Below are 19,466 nucleotides of genomic sequence, written 5' to 3'. Positions count from 1 at the left end.
AAAGCACTTCTCTTCATAGTATGCTTAGATGGTGAAAAAAAGTGCTTTTTTTAGTAACAATCAAACTCACTTTAGTCATATTTTTGTGGTGCAGTCACTCTATTTTTATTTTGAATCAACGAATGGATTTCCATGATTTACCAATTTTACCAGCGTCATATATTTCCCCACTTACTTAATCAGGTCATGCAAACTGCGAGTCTGATGGATCGACGTCGTGAATTATTGTTACCGATTGAAGGAGACATACTCGAAATTGGTTTTGGTACAGGTCTGAATATTCCTTTCTATGGCAATGTCGATACGCTCTATGCCTTGGAGCCCAATCCAGATATTTATCTGCTTGCGGTTGAACGGGTTCAACATGCGCCGTTCTTTATCAAACATGTGCAATCTAGCGCAGAGAAACTCCCCTTTGCAGATGCGTCTCTGGATCATGTGGTCTCAACCTGGACTTTGTGTAGTATTGCACAGCTCGATCAGGCACTTGCAGAAATCTATCGTGTGCTTAAACCTACCGGAACCTTCCATCTGGTTGAACATGTCAAACATCCAGACTCTGCGAAAATACAGTCCTTGCAGACTTTACTCACCCCCATCCAGAAACGTATTGCCGATGGTTGCCACCTCAATCGCGATATTGAACGACATCTATTACAAGCCAAATTTAAATTTATAGAAAAACAATATTTTGATGCGGAAGGCATCCCTGCAATTGCACAGAAGATGTTATTGGCGCGAGTACAGAAATTAGAAATTCCGCTTTAGTCTTCAAAATCGATTCTAAGGGTTTCAAAACGAATCCGCCCTTCACGTACCGCTTGAGCAATCGCCTGCTGTCCCTTGCTTAAGCGTGCACCACCACTTTTAATATCCAGCAGAATAACTTCGATATCTTCGGCAGTGCCGTCGCCATCCCGGAAATCGGTATAACCATCAAACACCACATAATCGACTGGATCACCGAGGAATTTGGCATCACTCGGTAAATACTGGAACTCTGGCAAGATCGGCGCAAATTGTTCCGCCATTTTTCCTTTTAAGACCGCACGACTGGTATTGACACTTCGCTTCTGCGCATCCAGCAAAGCCTGTTTATGTTCCAGCTCCAGCTCGGCAATATATTTTTCATATTCCGCTTGCACACGACCATTGCGGGTACTCGACAGAATAATGGTGGTGATCACAACCCCTATACAACCACCAATCAACATTGCAAGCCAAACCGACATAACACATTCCTTTTCCTGAATGCAGCTATTTAACTGCAACATTAAACTTTTGTCATGTGTAACACACTCGACGCAAAAAGATGCTAAGGTATAGTTGAATACGAGAGCCTAGTTAAATAAATCTAATTTCATGAAGACAATATTAATCGCAAATCAAAAAGGTGGCTGTGGTAAGACCATGACAGCGATCACGCTCGCTGCTGCATTATCACAAAAAGGCTATAAGGTCGCGTTGGCCGATGCCGACAATCAGAAATCATCTTTGCAATGGTTAAAGCAGCGTCCAGATACCGTGACAGGCATTCAAAGTCTGGATTGGCGACATGAAAAATCAATTGGTGAAGCACCGAAAAATCTGGATTATTTAATTATTGATGCGCCCGGCGCCCTGTCAGGTGAACATGCAGAACAACTGGTCAGTGAAGCACATGCAATCGTCACACCGCTGCAACCTTCGTTCTTTGATATTGATAGTACTCGTCGTTTCCTTAAACATTTACAAGACATTAAGCGTATTCGTAAAGGTAAGGTACAAATCCTGCTGATTGCCAATCGGGTTAAACCGAACAGTTCTAGCTCTAAAGACATTCAGGACTTCTTTAACAAGATTGAACAGGAACCTGTGGCATGGATTTCAGAGCGTACTGCCTACGGCAGCTTAGCCATGCAGGGCCTGAGTATTTTTGATAAAACCCAGAAAAATTTTGTCAGTATCCAAAGCCAGTGGCAACCCGTGTTAAACCAGTTAGTCGATGATCCAAGCGAATGGTTCTAAAACGACTTGTTCCATCTCAGCTGGATGGAACAAGTAAAAAATTTGGTGCTTAATCTGCATCTATTCAGAGTAAATTGATTTTTATTCGGGTGTGATGAAAGGTGCTGGATTAGGGCTAGGCTCATCTTTTTCAGCACTTTCATCTTTCAAGTTATGCTTCATTTCATCGCGATCTAGGTTTTTAACCGCTTTACGAATATTTTCATTACCGTGACTGCCCTCAGGGTTTTGAGAAGCAGCACTCTGATCTAAGGTCTGTTGTAATTGATCCGTATCCGTCAGCCCTTCAACCTCTTGATAACTGACTTTATCGTTACTCAATAGCTTCGCGACCTTGTCATTGGGCTGGGAAGCCTCATTGGGATTCACTTTTGCTTGATTATGCGGATCTGCTTTCTCAGGTGATTGATTCTGATTATTTGAATAAGCCATCGTACTACTCCTTAAAATTCATTTATGGATACGTGATGGATTTAATCTAACAATATGCTTTGTAACTCTTTGCCGACTCCTGTATTAAACTCGATAGCAAATGTTGCTAAGGTGAATTCATGTATTTTATGCATCTGTGAGGTAATAATTTTTCTAAATATGTCTGGTTCTTTTCAGCTTATTCAAGAGCAAAAAAAGTATAGGGATGACATTTTAAATTTTATGCTTTTATTGCCCCAAAAGATTTAAACGTGAAATTACCGAATGAAATTTTACTGTGCCCATTTTTCAGTTAATATGATTTTATTCAACTTTTATGATTAGAGACGGACGCTTGTGCAACAATACGCTCCCATATTACAACGCGTTTTGCTATTTGGACTGTTCTTTGTCCTGCTCTTTTTGGGATTCAGTATTCTCAAATACTTTATTGTCCCTGTGCTTTGGGCTGCCATTATTGCTTATATGACCTGGCCTGTGTATTTATGGGTACAGCGTCGTTTCTTTGGTGAAAACCGTCCAACCTTAAATGCCACACTGATGATCACACTGGTGATTTTAGTAATCGGGATTCCGTTCATCTTTGCCATCTTTATGTTGCAGTTGGAAGGGCGCAATTTATATTTTAATTTACAGCGTCAACTGTTCTCAGGCCATATTCAGATTCCTGACTTTATCAAGAACCTGCCGATTATTGGTAAAGACATCAGCCGTACCATTAATGAACTGAGTAATGATCCCAATAGCATTACCAAGAATATTGCGGAATGGATTCAAAGCCACTTGAGTTATGGACGTTTTGTTCTCAGTGAAATTAGCCGAAATCTGGTTAAACTCACTTTTGCAATCATGACCCTGTTCTTCTTCTACCGTGATGGACAAATGATCCTGTCTCAGGTTAGCCGTGCCTTGGAAATGGTGATTGGGCCACGTGTGCATCATTATCTGGACACCATTTCAGAAACAACCCGCGCGGTAGTCTATGGCGTCGGTTTAACAGCAGTGGCGCAAGCCTTATTGGCTGGTCTGAGCTACTTTGTGGCGGGTGTACCGAACCCAATGCTGCTCACCATGGTGACTTTTATCCTTGCCCTGATCCCTTTTGGTACGCCAGTTTCCTATCTGGGTGTCGGTCTGTGGCTATTTGCACAAGGCCAGACCATGGAAGCAATTGGGGTGGTTCTGTGGGGCGTATTGATTGTCAGCAGTTCGGATAATGTGATTCGTCCATTGGTCATTTCAGGTGCCACCCAGATTCCATTTATCCTGATCATGTTTGGTGTACTGGGCGGGATTGCCAGCTTTGGTTTAGTCGGTTTATTCATTGGCCCTGTGATTCTGGCGATTCTGCTGGCGATCTGGCGTGAATGGTTGCATGAAAATGTTGAAGAACCGGTTGCCGCGCTGGATGCACCACCTGAGAACAAATAGGTTTGTTTTGTTTAATTTTTTGTCATGAATTGATTAATGTTACTTGCGGGATATCCCTGACTTTGTTTGAATCGTCAAATAAAGATAATTTATAAGGATATCTTCGCAATGACTTCTACGATTCAAAAACTCTCTTTACTGAGCTGTCTAGGCTTAAGTATTGCTGCCTGTTCCTCTGCTGATTTAGATCACAATGCATCTAAAATCCAGACCCAATCCACCACGCAAGAGCAAAAACAACTGGTACAAGTCTATCAGGTCGATGCCAAAGGTGTTGGCTCTTCAATTGGTACAGTGGCTTTTCAGGAAACCCCCAAAGGTCTGTTAATCACGCCAGCTCTTGGCAAGCTTTCTCCAGGTGAACATGGTTTCCATATCCATGAGAATGGCTCGTGTGAAGCGGCAATGAAAGATGGCAAAATGGGTGCGGCACTGGCAGCTGGAAGTCATTTAAATCCAAATAATGCGCCACATCACGGTACGCCAGAAGATGGTCATTTAGGTGATTTGCCTGTGCTGGTTGTGGATGAAAAAGGTTTTGCAACTGCACCTGTGATCGCGCCACGTTTAAAACTGGCTGATATCCAAGGTCGTGCAATCATGGTTCATGTCGGCGGCGATAATTATTCTGACTCACCGAAACCTTTAGGCGGTGGCGGCGACCGTATTGCCTGTGGTGTGATTAAATAATTTACCAACTGTGGGTATCTAAAAAGATATCCACAGTTTTGCTGTTGTTTTGAGCAGTATAAAAAAGCTGAGACATTGATCTCAGCTTTTTTATTAGTTCATGCCTTCTGCTTTACGCTCGAGCATGACCTGTTTTAATACTTTCCGAGGTTGTGCAAACCAGAAAGCGATCAGCACCACACTCACCAGTGCAAAAGCCCAGATATGCACATGGGTATACAGCACCCGTACCAGTTCAATAATGACAAAATAACTGACCATCATCAGCATCGAAACTGCCGCTGCAACCGTGCCTTTTGACACTTCAGATGACATTAAGGCAAAGCGATACATCACAGAGAAACTGATCCCCTCGCCTAAACTTACCAATGTCATGCCAATCAATAAACATGGCACCAGATAATCTTGCCAGATCACACCCAGCACCAAGAATAGCGTTCCCAGTAACATAATCGGTAAGCCCATTAAAATGGTTTTACCTAAAGGGAAACGGTCAATAATCTTGATCAGGATAACATTACCAATGATCAGGCCAAAGAACACAGGAAACTGGGCCAAGCCATATTGCACACTACTCAGCTTCAACTCATCCACCAGAATGATTGGTGATAAAGCAATCCAGAGCATTAACGGCATACCAACCAAAGGTAAAGCAATGCTTAAACCGAGGAAACGGCGATTGCTAAACACTTTTTTAAAGTCATCAAAAATATAGCTAAATGGCTGTTTCGGTTGTTTGCGACTTTCCTGTGTGGCTGGCATAAATTTCTTTAAACCAAACCAGCTCATGAAAGACACCGCCGCAATGGCGACAAAGCCCCAATGCCACGAGACATAATCAATCAGGAAAGCACCCAGTACAGGCCCGAGCAAAGGTGCAAGCAAAGAAATATTGGCCATTAATGCCATGACTTTGATGGCATCACGCTCTTCAAAAGTTTCCTGAATCGCAGCATAGCCCACTGCTGAAATCACAGATAAACCAATCCCTTGCAGGAAACGTAATGTTAAAAACTGCTCGATATTATGTGTCAGCAAAATCAGTAAACAGCAGATGGTAAAGAAAGCCACGCCTGCCAGTAATACTTTTTTACGTCCAAGCCGATCCGAAAGTGGGCCAAGTAACCATGCCACACTGGCACCACCCAACAGATAGAATGACATTGAAGATGGCGCCCAAGTTGCACTCACAGCAAACTGTTCTGTAATGGCCAGCATGGCTGGCTGAATCAGGTCATTACCGATATAAACCGAAAATTCAAATAGCACTAAAGCTAAAGGAAACATGAGCGTTATACGGTTTAACGTCATGTTCTGATTATTTGTCATCATGTTTTATTCACAAAAATAACCAACTAGCGCCCGTCCCATTTTCAAAAAAAGAAAACAGGATCACGACCACGAGATTTTATGGTTTAGATTTAAATTTTGATTTCATGCTATAAAAAAGCATGTGATAAATGTGAAAACACCGTATTCACTAGGTGTATATAAGAAAAACAATCTATTTACGTGAGACTGGTAAATGTTTTTACCTTTTGGCTAAATCGCCAGGCGCAACTTTAGCACTTTTTTAAAATGACAGCAATTTTAATCCATCTTCCACAGGGATTTTGACAATGTGAATAACCTAGAAGTTATCCACATTTTTGAATAGATTTTAGACTGGACAATAGAGTCCCGATAATTATGGGCATAACTCAAACTGGAAGGTTTCCGTATTTTCGCCTCTGGCACATTGATAACTTTGCTTCTTATTCACAATTTTCCAGACATCCTGATCACGCTTTAATTGATACTCTGTACGCACAGCCACGACAGAATCATCCAATTGTGCCTGTTCAACCGTGATCTGTGCATCAGTAGGATTTTCTGCCGTATTAAATTGCTGATCTATTTTTAAATTATTTTCATCGTGAAATAAATTCGGCTGATCCAGCAAAACAGCATGCATGGCCGTACTTTTTTGAACCGCCGCCTGTTGTTGTGATTCGGTGATCGGTTGATTACATGCGCTAAGCAATAAAGCACATCCCAACAGCATAGCCATTTTATACATTTTGCCCCCTCCACTTCACATTGCTCATTTATGCTACTATACAAAACAGCATTGCCAAGCAACAAAATGTTATGGCGTGCAAGGATTTGTTGGATTCAGCAATCCCTTTATAAATAAACAAATAAATCGAAGATACTGATTTTATAACCTTAATATCACAACAATTTAGGCATACAGAGATGTCAGATTTAACTAAAAAATTAACTGTTATTTTAATACTGGGCAGCAGCTTGGTTGCCTGTTCAAAACATCCAGATCATGCCGCAAATGAGGCTGCTGTTGCGACTGAGAGTGTTGCACTCGATAGCGAAGCGGCACAGGAAAATGCCGCGAAAAATCCTGAACAACTGGTGAGTCAGCAACAAAATGCGTTGGAGCAGAATCGTCAACTAGTTAAAAGCGCCCAACTCCAATTTGAAGTCAAAGATGTATTAAAAACTACCTCTGCACTTGAGCAACAGTTATCGCAATACAAGGGCTATATCGAAGAAAAACAGATTAATTATCAAGTCAGTGATCGTTCTGAACGAGACCGTATCGATGGTAGTGTCGACATCTACGAAAAAATCACCCCGACTGTACAACTCACAGTCCGCATTCCCAATGAACAGGTCACGCCATTCCTGAATCAGTTATTGCCACTCATGTTGAACTTTAATAGCCAGACCTATGAAGCCAAACGTTATGAATTAAAATTGCTTGAAGAAAAACTCAATACAGCCAATCAGAGTAACAGCGCTTCGAATGCTGTGAACAATCAACTACAGCAACTGACGAATCTGGAAGTCAAAGACCGTTTGGCTTATAGCACCATTCGAATTGAGTTTTTCCAGCAAGCGCAAGTACGCAAGACCCGTGATCTCAATATCAATCGCATTGCAACTTTAGACAGCGATCCTTTACTCAGCCGAATTTGGGAAGCTATAAAAGTCGGACTCTACGGCTTAAGAGAAACCATCATCTGGTTAGTCATGCTCTGGCCGCTTTATCTTGCGGTTGCAATCTTATGGGCGATCCATCGTTGGTATAAAGCGAGAAAATCAAAAACCGAATAACTCCATTCTTGATTTTTGATCAATAGTATTTTGCTCATTTATGCATTTTTACTCATGAATAGATTTCCTAAAATGCGTCCATATTTTTAGAGATTTATTCCTGAGTCCTCCCATGAGCAATATTTTAATTATTAATGGTGCCAAACAGTTTGAACACTCAAATGGCGAATTGAATGACACCTTAACCGAGTTTTCCGAAGCACATTTACAAAGCTTAGGTCATAACGTACAGGTGACACGCACCGACAGTGACTATGACATTCAAGCCGAGATTGCCAAATATTTATGGGCAGATGTAGTGATCTATCAAATGCCAGGCTGGTGGATGGGTGCTCCATGGACCATGAAAAAATATATTGATGATATTTTTACTATTGGTCATGGTTCACTGTATGCCAGCGATGGTCGTAGCCGTTCAGATGCATCTAAAAAGTATGGTTCTGGTGGTTTAATTCAGGGTAAAAAGTACATGTTGTCTTTAACATGGAATGCACCGATGGAAGCCTTTACCGATCCAGACCAGTTCTTCCACGGCGTTGGCGTGGATGGCGTTTATTTACCTTTTCACAAAGCCAATCAATTTTTGGGTATGGAATCTCTACCTACATTTATCGTCAATGATGTCATCAAGGCACCAAATGTACCAAGCTATATTGAAGCCTACAAAGCGCATTTAGATCAATTATTTGCAGCACATTAAGTGAGAACATATCATGCTAATTATTATTGCTGAAATTCGTACCCATGCAGGTGCTGAGCATCGTCAAGCGGTTTTAGATGCATTTAAAAAAGTGACACCAACTGTGCTTGCAGAAGACGGCTGTCATGGCTATGAAGCCTTGATTGATCACCTGCCTGCGATTGAGATGCAGGCCACTGATGAGAATACCATTGTCATGTTAGAGAAATGGCAAAGCACCGCTCATTTGGAAGCTCACATGCAAACTGCGCATATGCAGCAGCATTTTGAAGCAACCAAAGACCATGTTGCGGATGTGAAAATTCGTATTCTAAACAGTGGGATTTAACAGATAAAATGATTAACTTGAGTTCGACAAGAAATATAATTGTCAGGAATAAGTCCATTGAATATTTAAGTCGACTCAGGTGTTAAGTAAACGCATTGTTTTACTGATAGTAATGCTGTTTTAAATGACGGCTATAATCGGTTAAATAGGCTTCCAAACTGGCACGACGATCTGCCTTGAGCATCGACTTTGCTGCCAGTTGCTCTATCTTGCTTTGCAACAGTTGAAGAATCGCAGCTTGTTTCGCTTGGGGTAGCTGTGCTTTTTCTTGCTGCTGCTTTTTAATTTCCAGATAATCTTCTGCCCAATGCCGTAATGGGTCATTCACATCGACTTGTGCAAACAGATCGGTGATCAGTAATTCAGGCATCTGTTCTTGGGTTGCCAACTCAGCCGACATTAAACCACGAATCGAATAAAAGACTTTTTTATAGGTAAAGTTATCTGCGGTTTGCATCACTTTCATCCCACCTTTTGCCAATGATAAATAGTGGTGATACAAGGCACTATAGTCGATTCGCTCTAGCAATCCATTACGAAAACCCTGCCATTCAGGAAAGGCATTAAAATACACAATATGTGCTCTGACCCACTCCAAAACAGTGGGGTTACTTTTTGCCAGTAGCCCAAACATTTTATCGAGGTCATAAGAAACAAAGTCAAAGTCTCCGTCCATGATCTCAATCAGATCACGATATTTTTTATAATCAAAATATTGGTCTTTACTCGGTAGATGAAAACCGCGTACATCGTAGTCACTATCAGGACTGGCCATGCCCCATAAACGGCTGCCACTTTCGATATAAAATAAGGGGATGTCTTGACGTTGTTGAAACAGTTTTTCGATTTCGTAATGGATATTCATTGCAATGGCTTCATTATTTAAAAATTTATACTTGTGAGAGACAATACTCTTTTTGACTGCACTCATTCATTTGATTTTAAAAAGATCACCAACTGATAAAATCAAGCTCTATTCAATATAACAAATAGGATCATGCATGCGACTGACTTATGCGGGACAGGTTTTCTTAGTGGTGGTTGCGACCTTATGTATCTGGTCTTTTGTACTGACAAAGTTTTGGCTAAAGCGTTTATCCAAGAGTCGTGACAGCAGTAAGTTTGAATTTGCTTATTTATTTGTTGTGGTGTTTAGCATCAGTTCTTTGTTTTTCCCTTTTAGCTATTGGGTCTCGCAAGCGATATATGGCTTAGTGACTAAGCCTAGCTATGATGCAACCATCGTGAGCTATCACTCTGAATGGGTTGATACCGAACGTACGGATTCCAACGGGCGTAAATATAAAACCAAAACTTTAATGCATACGGCACAAGTACAATTTAAAGATGATCAAAACACAACATTGGTCTTGGATAACTCAGTCCGTTCAGGTGATGTGCCTGTCGTCGGAGATCATATTCACGTGGTTTATGAAACGGGGGATCGTTCTGCACAAGAAAAGAGTTGGCGTACAGGGTTATTGTTTGCCGCTACTCTGTTTATGCTATTTATCATGGGCTATATCTTAGTCATGATTATTGCCTATGCTTTGCATCGAAACATGGAACCTTATAAAGACTTTGCCAACGTATTAATTTTTAGAATCACCCTCCCTCTTGGCACCATGGCGATGTTCGGGATGCTGTCTCATTCCGTTTTTGCTTATTTCTTTTTAGGAGATCCACAGAATCTACCTGTCTGGGCTGTTGCAATCTGTGGCTTCTTTGCACTCTGCCTTTTACCGCTGATTTATCATATTTTGACAGGTTGGAAAGCGTATGGAAGGTAATGTGATTCCTCCGTTATTCTCCGATTTCCGTTAGATAAACGATTCCTACACTTTTACCTTGAAAATCCAATATCGGATAATTTTTCATCAACATAATTTGATCTAAAAATTGTCCAAATACAATTTCACAGACCAAAAACTCATCCAAGATTTTCTTTTCTTCATCTTTCAAATATAGGCGCATCATATGGTTTGAATCTTCTATTTTCATAAACAAAATCATACTTATATACAAATCATTATTCTTGTTATGAAAATTAACATAGTCAGCAGCAATGTCTTTACGATGTAAGCAAATATACCCCTGACAAATAGTTTGTTTTTCTATCATTTATTCTTTCCTACATAACAAAAAAGCGCATCTTTCGATACGCTTTTAGCAGAACTTCTTTTATCTAATCAAGCATTAAAGATCAAATAATTTACCTGGGTTCATAATCCCTTTCGGGTCGAACGCCAACTTCAATGCTTTCATATATTCAATTTCTTCAGGCGAACGTGAATACTCTAAATATGGCTTCTTGGTCATGCCCACACCGTGCTCGGCAGAGATTGAACCATCATATTTTTTCACGGTATCAAATACATATTTATTCACTACCTGACACTTCGCAAAGAACTCATCTTTGGTCAAGTTTTCAGGTTTTAAAATATTTAAGTGCAAGTTACCATCGCCGATATGACCAAACCAGCAGATTTCAAAGTCAGGATAGTTATCTTGAACAATTGTATCAATCTCACGAATAAATGCAGGTACGTGGGTAATTAATACTGAAATATCATTTTTGTATGGAATAAACGGCGCGATTGATTCAGAAATATCTTCGCGTAAACGCCATAAGCTTTCGACCTGATCAAGGCTCTGGCTCATAACACCATCAAGTACCCAACCTTGCTCCATACAATGCTCAAAGATTTCCATTGCCTTGTCGACAATCGGCTCATACGGCGCTTCAAACTCAAGCAATACGTAGAACGGGCACTGTGTTTCAAATGGACGTTGTACATGACCGCGGTCGAGTACCTTTTGCATCGCAAGTTCACCAAAGAACTCAAATGCTGTTAAGTCGATATCTTTCTGAAAAGCATGTAATACAGGCATCACGGCATCAAAATCAGGCACACCGAGAACCAGTACCTGTAAGTTCTGTGGCTGACGCTCAAGCTTGATTTCCGCTTCAGTGACTAGGCCTAATGTGCCTTCGCCGCCGATAAATAAATGCTGAAGCGAATAACCCGTCGCATTCTTAATCATGCCTTTGTTTAAACGCAGGATATCACCTTTACCTGTAACGACTGTCAAGCCAAGTACCCAGTTACGGGTCATGCCGTATTTAATAACTTTAATACCGCCCGCATTGGTTCCGATATTACCGCCAATCTGGCTTGAGCCCGCTGAGGCAAAATCCACTGGATAGTACATACCTTGTTCTTCGGCATAATTCTGTAATTGCTCAGTCACTACGCCTGCTTGTACTCGTACCATACGATCCGCTGGGTAGAATTCAAGAATCTGGTTCATCTTGTCAAAGCTAATTACGATCTCGCCATTGGTTGCGACCGCGCCCGCAGAAAGGCCAGTACGACCACCTGATGGAGTAATTGCAACATTAAACTGGTTGGCAAGTTTGACAATGGCCTGCACTTGTTCAGTGCTTGAAGGGAAAACGATGACTGATGGGTTCGGATCAAAATGTTTAGTGTGATCACGTCCCCAATTTTCCAAACTGTCGGCATCGGTTTTAATACGGTTTTCACCCACAATTGCCGTTAATTGGGTCAATAACTCAGGTGTTAAAGCGACTGAAGCATTCATCGTTTACAGGCCTAGCAAGAAGTAAAGATAGAGCGTCTGGATAACAATATAATATTTTTCAATATTTTAAATTGTAGTATCCAACATATAGAAACTCGGCAGAACAGCGCAAACCTGATGGTTTCAGGTTTGACTATCAGATACCTGCATTTTACATAGAAGCAGGCATGGGATAAAGCGTAGGTTAAAGATACTGTGATAACAAAATGTGTTTAACCAATAAAATTCACTCTTAACTGAAAAATTATCAGCAATTCTGATGCGGTAATTTTAAACGAAATATTTATATCTCAAAGCTGTATGCTATAGTACTGCAACTAAATTTTGGCCTTTGTAGCGGAGCCGTAATGAGCCAACATCTATCACTACCTAAAGACAAAATCCGTTTCCTTCTGTTAGAAGGTGTGCATCAAAATGCCATCGATACCTTAAACGCAGCGGGTTATACCAACATCGATTACCACAAAACTGCGCTTGAAGGCGAAGCTTTGAAAGAAGCGGTTAAAGACGCTCACTTCATTGGTATTCGTTCCCGTACTCAATTGACTGAAGAAATCTTTGCAGCTGCGAACAAACTGATCGCGGTTGGCTGTTTCTGTATTGGTACAAACCAAGTCGATTTAAAAGCGGCAATGTCTCGTGGTATCCCAGTTTTCAATGCACCGTATTCAAATACACGTTCGGTTGCAGAATTGGTTCTTGCTGAAACGATTCTGTTGCTTCGTCGTGTACCTGAAAAATCGAAAGATACACATGCGGGCGGTTGGAATAAAGCTGCGGTGGGTTCGTTTGAAACTCGTGGTAAGACTTTGGGTATCGTCGGTTACGGCTCGATCGGTTCACAACTTTCTGTATTGGCAGAAAGCTTAGGTATGAAAGTCATCTACTTTGATGCTGTGACTAAATTACCATTAGGTAATGCACGTCAAGTTGGCTCTTTAGATGAACTTTTAGAAACTGCGGATGTGGTGACTTTACACGTTCCAGATGTTCCATCTACGCGTAACTTCTTCAAGAAAGAACAGTTCGCGAAAATGAAAAAAGGCTCAATCTTCTTGAACGCAGCACGTGGTACATGTGTTGTGATTGAAGACTTGGCTGACGCAATCAAATCAGGCCACATCGCTGGTGCAGCGGTTGACGTATTCCCGAAAGAACCAAAAGCAAATGGCGAAGAATTCCTGTCTCCACTCCGTGGCTTAGACAATGTGATCTTAACCCCGCACGTGGGTGGTTCAACGATGGAAGCGCAAGCAAACATCGGTTTAGAAGTTGCTGAAAAATTCGTTGCTTATTCAGACAAAGGTATGACGCTTTCTGCGGTGAACTTCCCAGAAATCGCATTGCCACTTTCTGATGGTCAGCACCGTTTGCTTCACATCCATAAAAACGTTCCGGGTGTGTTATCGAAGATCAATACATTATTTGCTGAACAAGGGATCAACATCTCTGGTCAGTCTTTAATGACCAAAGGTGATATCGGTTATCTCGTCATGGATGTTGATGCATCTGCGTCTCAAGAAGCGCTTGATACATTGAACCACGTTGAAGGTACCATCCGCGTTCGCGTATTGTTCTAATCTCTGTCTTAGAACAATCCTGAAAAAGCCACAGTTGATGCTGTGGCTTTTTTATGGGCATTTGAATTATTATGTGAATATTATACTGAATGTAAAAAAATAAGATGTCGAACCCTGTACTAAAAACACCTCTGCATGCTTTATTGCTCCTGATGATTGCCATGTTATGTGTACAAGGCAGTGGTTCTTTAGCCAAAGTCCTGTTTCAAAGCTTTCCTGTACTGACCGTCTCTGCCATGCGCCTTTTTTTTGGTGCAATCATTCTGGCCATCATTTTTAAGATCTGGACCATCAATTTCAAAGTGGTTCGCTGGAAAGCCATTCTGACTTATGGCGTCGCCCTTGCAGGGATGAATGCCCTGTTCTATTTATCGCTTGAACGCTTACCTCTAGGTTTAGCTGTTGCCTTTGAATTTATCGGCCCCTTAAGTGTGGCGCTCTATCATGCTCGCCAAAAATACGATTTTATTTGGGTCGGCTGTGCCATTTTAGGTCTGGTCTTATTGTTTCCATTACAGCAAGCACAACAAGGTCTGGATCTCGTTGGGGTATTCTTTGCCGTGAGTGCGGGTGCGTGTTGGGCCCTATATATTATTGCGGGGCAAAAACCGTCAGGCATCTCGGGTAATCACACCGTCTGCTTAGGCATGTCGATTGGTATGCTCTGTTTACTGCCCTTTGCGCTCTTTTCAGGGGCAATCGATCGGGTCTTTGAACTGCCAAATTTATATTATTTTATTGGTCTTGCGATTTTAGCCAGTGCCTTACCCTTTACCTTAGAAATGATCGCCTTGCGCAGTTTAACTCCGCTTAGCTTTGGTACATTGATGAGTCTGGAACCCGCGGTTGCTGCCCTCTCAGGCTTTATCTTTCTGGGTGAAATGTTACTTTGGAATCAGTGGCTTGCTTTGGGTACGATTATCATTGCTTCGATTGGCTGTACCTTTACCACGCAACATGCTCGACAGCAAAAAGAGGCTGGATAATCAGAGTATTCAGTAAGTGCATATGGAAGAATATTTAGAACTCACGTTGATGACCTTAAACACCTTGTCTGAGCAAGCTGGTAAACCCATCAACCAGTCAGCTTATCTGGCCTCTTTAATGCAGGCTTCAACTCAAGGCTATCTATTCGAATACCGAAATAATCAGCAATTACTGGGTTACTTCACTGTTGAGTACATGGAACAGCAGACCTGGTTTGTTCCAATTTTAGTTGTTCATCCAAAGTACCGAACACGAAAGGTATTTACATCATTACTTTCGCAACTCATTCAATTTATTGAAGCTAAACAGGCGACAACTTTAATCAGCCACGCATTAAAAAATAATACCTTATCTATAAAATTCCATAAACGATTAGGCTTTAACGTCATTCGAGAGAATCACGTCGCTTTTGAATTTCAACTCGATATTAATGAAACAACCAAAAAGGCATGGTGTTCTTTTTATTCACAAGGAATACATTCTCATGGCTAAACACCTTATCATCGTCCTATGCATGAAGTGGCTACCAACATGAAAAATCTCCAGTTAGTCGCTGTGTTGTACATGGTTTTGTCCATGTTGTCTTATCAAATCAGTGCTTCATTCGCCAAGCAATTGATTGCCACACTCGATCCACTCACAGTGACGATTTTAAGACTGTGTTTTGCCACCATTCTGGTTGCAATCATGTTTCGTTCATGGAAAATCATTTCCAAATTAAAGGAACTCAAATGGCGTGATTTACTGTGTTATAGCGCTGCCTTGGGCTGTATGAATATTCTGTTCTATACCTCTTTAGGCAAGCTTCCTCAAGGTATTGCTGTAGGTCTGGAATTTATTGGCCCGCTGGGTTTGGCACTGCTCTCGATTAAACAGCGCAGTGACTATATTTGGGTCGCATTTGCGATTTTAGGTATTGCTTTAATGGTGCCGTGGCATGATGCCAATGCGCAACATTTTTCCTATATCGGTGCGGCGTGTGCATTGAGTGCAGGTTTCTTCTGGGCACTGTATATTTATTATGGACATCGTGTGGTACAGCAAAATATCGGCATGCATGCACTGACCATTGCGATTGGTTTATCTGCCCTGACCTTACTGCCTTTTGGTCTATGGAATAATGCTCCTGTACTTCTGGACACCCAATATTGGGGCAAAGCACTGGTCATTGCGCTGCTGGCAACGGCGATACCTTATGCACTGGATTTAATGGCACTGAAACGTCTCAGCAAACTCAGTTATGGGACGCTTTCCAGCCTTGCGCCTGCACTTGCAGCTTTAGCAGGTCTGGTATTGTTACACGAGCGAATTAGCCTGATTCAATGGGTAGCTTTGGCTTGTATTATGGTCGCGTCGATTGGTGTCACGTTGCGCGGAGGGAAGACATAATTTTTTAAGGAAAGTCATTAGGAACTGGAGATTGATATGGAAATTGATGAAGAGCTCACCCTTAAAAAAATACAAATCTTCCTCGCTTTTATGCGCTGTGGAAATCTTTCCAAAACAGCAACTGAAATGCAGCTCAGCAATGTCAGTGTTCATAAAGCGTTACACTCGCTGGAAAGTGCCCTACGTTGTCCACTTTTTAAAAATGAAGGTCGTAATTTAATTCCATTAAAGAGCGCTTATGTATTTGAAGAACGTGCGCAAAAAATCGTACAGGACATTTTTATTACGGTAAATAAAACCAGAGAAGCTGCGGGCTTTGCAGCCAAAGTTCTACATTTAGGTTCTCTTTATTCTTTAACCGTAAAAACGATTCCCAATGTGATTAGCGGACTCAAATTAAGACGTAGTGAACTCGATATTCAATTACTTCTTAGTTCAAATCAGGATCTGGTGAAAAAGCTTAAAACGACGGAACTTGATGCCATTATTGTGGCACTTAATGAAACAACACAAGATGATGACTTTGAAATTTTGCCAATGTTCTGTGATGATATTTTTTTAGCAGTAAATAAAGACTCTAAATATGCTGATTTTGAGGAAATTGATCTCAGTCTACTCAAAGAAGAGACCTTTTTGACTTTAACTCAGGGCTTTGCCACCCATAATGACAGTGATTTCATTTTTAAAAAAGCTGGTTTTTCACCTAAAGTTGCCTTACAACTCAATGATATTTTTACTTTAATCAGTATGGTTAGCTCAGGTGTTGGTTTTGCACTTTTGCCCGGTCGTATTTCTGCGGTATATGAAAGCTCAGTTAAGCTCATTCCTTTAAAACAGCAATACCATCTGCAACAGGAAATTGGGCTGGTATTTCTAAAAAGTAAGGAACGTGATCCCAATTTACTGGCATTAATTGCAGAGTGTCGTATGTTTGCTTCTCATGTGCAGAAATGAATGATAAGCAACTTATAACAAATGAATAAGTTGCAAATATTCATGCTTGATTAGTTATCCGAAAATTGCATTTACCGTGAGAAAAAAGACAGACGGGCCAAGTAAACAACCTAGACCTGTATAAAAGGTTGCCACCAATGCACCATAAGGAACTAATCGGACATCTGTACCTGCCAATCCTGCGGCTGTACCACTGGTTGTGCCAGCCAGCCCACCAAAGACCATGGCTGAACGTGGACTTTTTAGATACATGAATTTTGCAAGGAGTGGTGTGCCAACCATAAAGAACACCGATTTGATCAGGCCAATTGCAATAGAAAGCGCGATCACATCGGAACTTGCACCAATGGCTGTTCCTGTGATTGGACCCACAATATAAGTCATAGCGCCTGCGCCAATCGTTGTCATGGAAATCGGATCTCGATATCCCATAACCCATGCAACCATTACACCAATTACAAAAGGAACAATACAGCCAAGCGTGAGTGCAATCAGGCCAATTTTTCCTGCTTTTTTGACTTCTTTAACATCCACTTCAAATGCAGTCGATGCAATTGCCAGATCACGGATCATTGCACCGCCCAACAGTGCAAAGCCAGAGAAAATAGCAATATCAGAAATCCCTTTTGTACCTTGTGTATAGACGCCTGCAAAATACGCCACTACAAGCCCTAAAGTAATGGCGATTGCCGAGCTTTGCAGTTTTCCTTTGGTCAAATATTTTGACAGCAGATGAGATACAAACATCATCAAACCTGTGACCGCCAGTGCAGTCACCAAAGCATTTTTTGTAAATACCGTAATTAACTCGTCCATTGTTTAAGTCCTTTTGTTATTCATTATCGTGAAGATTATTTATGCTGCTTTTTCAGTGCCTTCTATTGTCCATTCATAGGTTTCATAATCACCACTTAATCGGTTTAAATGGCGAATAACCAGCACCGTCCCAATCAGGGAAGTAATAGAAACGATCAGCCCCAACATACCGCCAGATAACGCTGCAACCACATTTTGCCCTGCCGACATCGCCACCACGATTGGAATATACATACCGGACCAATATAAGATTCCAAACTGTGTCACCTGTGGTAAATAACCTTTTTTTGCTAATAACTCTTTAGCGAGAATCAAAAGAATCATAGAGATGGCAACACCACCTACATTGGCTTTTACCCCGATAAGGACACCTAAGGTATTGCCAAGATAATCACCGAGTAAATGACAAATCGCTAAAATTGCTGTTCCATATATAATCATTGTAAATCCCTCATATCCTTGGATTACTTAAATTTTTTAAATCATATTCCCATAGAAATCTGATTTTCCTGTTCTTTTTGCATTGCCATTCGAATGCTATCTAAGCGCGTTCCCTGAAATGACAATACAGTTCCTTCTTGAAATGGTCGACGTGCAAGTGCCGTCAGTACCGTTCCCGGTAAAGCTTCAATCTGTAATCTGACACCTCGTTCCCATGCCGCCTGAATAGTGCTTTCCCAATCTACAGTGCGACTCATATTAAAAGCCAAGTCATCACCAACCTGTTCTGACCTGCCAAGTGTACGCGCCGTTGTACCACTTAAATAACGTATTTTAGGCTGCTTTAAAGTCACTCCCTCCATAGACGCTGCAAGCTGCTCAGCTTGCTGACTTAATAATTCACAATGCGATGGCACCGATACATCTAATTTTTTTGCCACTACACCTTGTTGCTTCGCCAAAACTGCAACTTGGTTCATGGCTTCAAAGCAACCTGAAATAACAATCTGATTATGTGCATTAATATTGGCGACAAAAACCTGTGGCGTTATTTCATAAACTTGTTTCACCCACTTCTCAACAGATGTGCGATCTGTACCTATTAATGCGGTCATGCCATATCCTGTTGGATAGGCGTTTTGCATAAGTTCACCACGATAGGCAACCAAACGAACAGCATCTTCATAGGTTAAAACGCCTGCTACAACTGCAGCCGACCAAGCACCAATCGATAGACCCGCGACATAATCAGGCATTAATTTTTCAGCAGTTAATAGGGCTGAACTCACCACACCTGAAATCAGTAAACATAGCTGTACTGAACGTGTCGATTGCAATGCAGCCGAGCTGTCCAACAATAAGACATCTTCTTTAAGTGCATCCGATGCACGCTCAAGGTATTCTTTAACCAGAGCCGTTTGTGGCAGGTCGTGCAGCATATTGCTTCTTTGCACTCCCTGTCCTGGATACACCCAAATCGAAGCCATGACAC

Annotated in this window: 23 protein-coding genes; 13 read left to right on the top strand and 10 right to left on the bottom strand. The window is 41.4% G+C overall.

Going from position 1 to position 19,466, the window contains the following annotated elements; all coding sequences use genetic code 11:
• The first annotated feature begins 132 nt into the window (after positions 1-132).
• Positions 133-768, top strand: a complete 636-nt coding sequence (locus tag AWW72_RS04875; protein WP_062846599.1) for a class I SAM-dependent methyltransferase — start codon at positions 133-135, stop codon at positions 766-768.
• On the opposite strand, the gene AWW72_RS04870 is transcribed toward AWW72_RS04875, so the two are convergent.
• Complete coding sequence (locus AWW72_RS04870) at positions 765-1,232, bottom strand: Holliday junction resolvase-like protein (RefSeq protein WP_004775965.1); 468 nt, start codon at positions 1,230-1,232, stop codon at positions 765-767. The genes AWW72_RS04875 and AWW72_RS04870 overlap by 4 nt on opposite strands.
• Before the next feature lie 130 nt (positions 1,233-1,362).
• Between AWW72_RS04870 and AWW72_RS04865 the strand changes: the two genes are divergently transcribed.
• Positions 1,363-2,007, top strand: coding sequence for a ParA family protein (locus tag AWW72_RS04865; RefSeq protein WP_004775966.1), 645 nt, complete (start codon positions 1,363-1,365; stop codon positions 2,005-2,007).
• Positions 2,008-2,088: 81 nt separating this feature from the next.
• Here AWW72_RS04865 and AWW72_RS04860 read toward each other — a convergent pair whose 3' ends face one another.
• The gene (locus AWW72_RS04860) at positions 2,089-2,439 is read right to left on the bottom strand and encodes a hypothetical protein (RefSeq protein WP_062846598.1); all 351 of its coding nucleotides are present in this window, start codon (positions 2,437-2,439) and stop codon (positions 2,089-2,091) included.
• 336 nt (positions 2,440-2,775) lie between these two features.
• Here AWW72_RS04860 and AWW72_RS04855 point away from each other — a divergent pair, with 336 nt between their 5' ends.
• The gene (locus tag AWW72_RS04855; protein ID WP_047430408.1) at positions 2,776-3,870 is read left to right on the top strand and encodes an AI-2E family transporter; all 1,095 of its coding nucleotides are present in this window, start codon (positions 2,776-2,778) and stop codon (positions 3,868-3,870) included.
• A 108-nt stretch (positions 3,871-3,978) separates the two neighbouring features.
• Positions 3,979-4,560, top strand: coding sequence for a superoxide dismutase family protein (sodC, locus tag AWW72_RS04850; protein WP_004775971.1), 582 nt, complete (start codon positions 3,979-3,981; stop codon positions 4,558-4,560).
• A gap of 93 nt (positions 4,561-4,653) precedes the next feature.
• Here the strand turns inward: sodC and craA are convergent, their stop codons facing one another.
• Together craA and AWW72_RS04840 are read right to left on the bottom strand one after the other, a co-directional pair.
• Entirely contained in the window at positions 4,654-5,889 is a 1,236-nt protein-coding gene (gene craA / locus AWW72_RS04845) for a chloramphenicol efflux MFS transporter CraA (protein ID WP_502686076.1), read from the bottom strand.
• A gap of 358 nt (positions 5,890-6,247) precedes the next feature.
• Positions 6,248-6,619: a hypothetical protein gene (locus tag AWW72_RS04840; protein ID WP_005259888.1), complete on the bottom strand. Its 372-nt coding sequence runs from the start codon at positions 6,617-6,619 to the stop codon at positions 6,248-6,250.
• Between the two features lie 179 nt (positions 6,620-6,798).
• On the opposite strand from AWW72_RS04840, the gene AWW72_RS04835 reads away from it, so the two are divergent.
• The 3 genes from AWW72_RS04835 (at position 6,799) to AWW72_RS04825 (ending at position 8,702) form a co-directional block, all read left to right on the top strand.
• A complete protein-coding gene (locus tag AWW72_RS04835) occupies positions 6,799-7,674 on the top strand; it encodes a DUF4349 domain-containing protein (RefSeq protein WP_062846597.1) in 876 nt (291 codons plus the stop codon).
• A 112-nt stretch (positions 7,675-7,786) separates the two neighbouring features.
• Positions 7,787-8,374, top strand: coding sequence for an NAD(P)H-dependent oxidoreductase (locus AWW72_RS04830; RefSeq protein ID WP_062846596.1), 588 nt, complete (start codon positions 7,787-7,789; stop codon positions 8,372-8,374).
• Positions 8,375-8,387: 13 nt separating this feature from the next.
• On the top strand, positions 8,388-8,702 hold the full coding sequence (locus tag AWW72_RS04825) for a putative quinol monooxygenase (protein ID WP_047430394.1): 315 nt from the start codon (positions 8,388-8,390) through the stop codon (positions 8,700-8,702).
• Between the two features lie 100 nt (positions 8,703-8,802).
• Here the strand turns inward: AWW72_RS04825 and AWW72_RS04820 are convergent, their stop codons facing one another.
• Entirely contained in the window at positions 8,803-9,567 is a 765-nt protein-coding gene (locus AWW72_RS04820) for a nucleotidyltransferase domain-containing protein (RefSeq protein ID WP_062846650.1), read from the bottom strand.
• 136 nt (positions 9,568-9,703) lie between these two features.
• Between AWW72_RS04820 and AWW72_RS04815 the strand changes: the two genes are divergently transcribed.
• On the top strand, positions 9,704-10,492 hold the full coding sequence (locus AWW72_RS04815; RefSeq protein WP_062846595.1) for a hypothetical protein: 789 nt from the start codon (positions 9,704-9,706) through the stop codon (positions 10,490-10,492).
• Between the two features lie 13 nt (positions 10,493-10,505).
• On the opposite strand, the gene AWW72_RS04810 is transcribed toward AWW72_RS04815, so the two are convergent.
• Positions 10,506-10,823, bottom strand: a complete 318-nt coding sequence (locus AWW72_RS04810; protein ID WP_062846594.1) for a hypothetical protein — start codon at positions 10,821-10,823, stop codon at positions 10,506-10,508.
• Between the two features lie 75 nt (positions 10,824-10,898).
• On the bottom strand, positions 10,899-12,308 hold the full coding sequence (locus AWW72_RS04805) for a D-2-hydroxyglutarate dehydrogenase (protein ID WP_062846593.1): 1,410 nt from the start codon (positions 12,306-12,308) through the stop codon (positions 10,899-10,901).
• 347 nt (positions 12,309-12,655) lie between these two features.
• Between AWW72_RS04805 and serA the strand changes: the two genes are divergently transcribed.
• From serA to AWW72_RS04780, 5 genes are all read left to right on the top strand, one after another.
• A complete protein-coding gene (gene serA / locus AWW72_RS04800; protein ID WP_004775983.1) occupies positions 12,656-13,888 on the top strand; it encodes a phosphoglycerate dehydrogenase in 1,233 nt (410 codons plus the stop codon).
• Between the two features lie 104 nt (positions 13,889-13,992).
• Positions 13,993-14,874: an EamA family transporter gene (locus AWW72_RS04795; RefSeq protein WP_047430385.1), complete on the top strand. Its 882-nt coding sequence runs from the start codon at positions 13,993-13,995 to the stop codon at positions 14,872-14,874.
• 22 nt (positions 14,875-14,896) lie between these two features.
• Positions 14,897-15,367, top strand: a complete 471-nt coding sequence (locus AWW72_RS04790) for a GNAT family N-acetyltransferase (protein ID WP_062846592.1) — start codon at positions 14,897-14,899, stop codon at positions 15,365-15,367.
• Positions 15,368-15,406: 39 nt separating this feature from the next.
• On the top strand, positions 15,407-16,264 hold the full coding sequence (locus AWW72_RS04785) for an EamA family transporter (protein ID WP_062846649.1): 858 nt from the start codon (positions 15,407-15,409) through the stop codon (positions 16,262-16,264).
• A 36-nt stretch (positions 16,265-16,300) separates the two neighbouring features.
• Entirely contained in the window at positions 16,301-17,218 is a 918-nt protein-coding gene (locus AWW72_RS04780) for a LysR family transcriptional regulator (RefSeq protein ID WP_004775986.1), read from the top strand.
• 54 nt (positions 17,219-17,272) lie between these two features.
• Here AWW72_RS04780 and madM read toward each other — a convergent pair whose 3' ends face one another.
• Genes madM through mdcH form a run of 3 tightly spaced genes read right to left on the bottom strand, consistent with a single transcriptional unit; the run spans position 17,273 to position 19,461 of the window.
• Positions 17,273-18,034, bottom strand: coding sequence for a malonate transporter subunit MadM (madM, locus tag AWW72_RS04775; RefSeq protein WP_005259911.1), 762 nt, complete (start codon positions 18,032-18,034; stop codon positions 17,273-17,275).
• Between the two features lie 39 nt (positions 18,035-18,073).
• Complete coding sequence (gene madL / locus AWW72_RS04770; protein WP_004657521.1) at positions 18,074-18,475, bottom strand: malonate transporter subunit MadL; 402 nt, start codon at positions 18,473-18,475, stop codon at positions 18,074-18,076.
• 41 nt (positions 18,476-18,516) lie between these two features.
• Positions 18,517-19,461 (bottom strand): malonate decarboxylase subunit epsilon, encoded by a 945-nt coding sequence (mdcH, locus tag AWW72_RS04765; protein ID WP_062846591.1) that lies wholly within the window; start codon positions 19,459-19,461, stop codon positions 18,517-18,519.
• Positions 19,462-19,466: the final 5 nt, after the last annotated feature.

It is taken from the genome of Acinetobacter sp. NRRL B-65365 (genome assembly GCF_001605865.1).
Taxonomy (GTDB): Bacteria; Pseudomonadota; Gammaproteobacteria; order Pseudomonadales; family Moraxellaceae; genus Acinetobacter; species Acinetobacter vivianii.
Note: the sequence above shows the minus strand (reverse complement) of the source record. Positions and strands in the feature narration are given on the sequence as shown.

What these genes read in the sequence shown, in the direction of transcription:
- AWW72_RS04810 (WP_062846594.1), bottom strand. Translation starts at nt 10,823, where the DNA reads ATGATAGAAAAACAAACTATTTGTCAGGGGTATATTTGCTTACATCGT.
- AWW72_RS04785 (WP_062846649.1), top strand. Translation starts at nt 15,407, where the DNA reads ATGAAAAATCTCCAGTTAGTCGCTGTGTTGTACATGGTTTTGTCCATG.
- AWW72_RS04840 (WP_005259888.1), bottom strand. Translation starts at nt 6,619, where the DNA reads ATGTATAAAATGGCTATGCTGTTGGGATGTGCTTTATTGCTTAGCGCA.
- serA (WP_004775983.1), top strand. Translation starts at nt 12,656, where the DNA reads ATGAGCCAACATCTATCACTACCTAAAGACAAAATCCGTTTCCTTCTG.
- AWW72_RS04830 (WP_062846596.1), top strand. Translation starts at nt 7,787, where the DNA reads ATGAGCAATATTTTAATTATTAATGGTGCCAAACAGTTTGAACACTCA.
- AWW72_RS04805 (WP_062846593.1), bottom strand. Translation starts at nt 12,308, where the DNA reads ATGAATGCTTCAGTCGCTTTAACACCTGAGTTATTGACCCAATTAACG.
- AWW72_RS04865 (WP_004775966.1), top strand. Translation starts at nt 1,363, where the DNA reads ATGAAGACAATATTAATCGCAAATCAAAAAGGTGGCTGTGGTAAGACC.
- AWW72_RS04790 (WP_062846592.1), top strand. Translation starts at nt 14,897, where the DNA reads ATGGAAGAATATTTAGAACTCACGTTGATGACCTTAAACACCTTGTCT.
- craA (WP_502686076.1), bottom strand. Translation starts at nt 5,889, where the DNA reads ATGACAAATAATCAGAACATGACGTTAAACCGTATAACGCTCATGTTT.
- AWW72_RS04835 (WP_062846597.1), top strand. Translation starts at nt 6,799, where the DNA reads ATGTCAGATTTAACTAAAAAATTAACTGTTATTTTAATACTGGGCAGC.
- AWW72_RS04870 (WP_004775965.1), bottom strand. Translation starts at nt 1,232, where the DNA reads ATGTCGGTTTGGCTTGCAATGTTGATTGGTGGTTGTATAGGGGTTGTG.
- AWW72_RS04875 (WP_062846599.1), top strand. Translation starts at nt 133, where the DNA reads ATGATTTACCAATTTTACCAGCGTCATATATTTCCCCACTTACTTAAT.
- AWW72_RS04860 (WP_062846598.1), bottom strand. Translation starts at nt 2,439, where the DNA reads ATGGCTTATTCAAATAATCAGAATCAATCACCTGAGAAAGCAGATCCG.
- mdcH (WP_062846591.1), bottom strand. Translation starts at nt 19,461, where the DNA reads ATGGCTTCGATTTGGGTGTATCCAGGACAGGGAGTGCAAAGAAGCAAT.
- madM (WP_005259911.1), bottom strand. Translation starts at nt 18,034, where the DNA reads ATGGACGAGTTAATTACGGTATTTACAAAAAATGCTTTGGTGACTGCA.
- AWW72_RS04815 (WP_062846595.1), top strand. Translation starts at nt 9,704, where the DNA reads ATGCGACTGACTTATGCGGGACAGGTTTTCTTAGTGGTGGTTGCGACC.
- AWW72_RS04820 (WP_062846650.1), bottom strand. Translation starts at nt 9,567, where the DNA reads ATGAATATCCATTACGAAATCGAAAAACTGTTTCAACAACGTCAAGAC.
- AWW72_RS04795 (WP_047430385.1), top strand. Translation starts at nt 13,993, where the DNA reads ATGTCGAACCCTGTACTAAAAACACCTCTGCATGCTTTATTGCTCCTG.
- madL (WP_004657521.1), bottom strand. Translation starts at nt 18,475, where the DNA reads ATGATTATATATGGAACAGCAATTTTAGCGATTTGTCATTTACTCGGT.
- AWW72_RS04825 (WP_047430394.1), top strand. Translation starts at nt 8,388, where the DNA reads ATGCTAATTATTATTGCTGAAATTCGTACCCATGCAGGTGCTGAGCAT.
- AWW72_RS04780 (WP_004775986.1), top strand. Translation starts at nt 16,301, where the DNA reads ATGGAAATTGATGAAGAGCTCACCCTTAAAAAAATACAAATCTTCCTC.
- sodC (WP_004775971.1), top strand. Translation starts at nt 3,979, where the DNA reads ATGACTTCTACGATTCAAAAACTCTCTTTACTGAGCTGTCTAGGCTTA.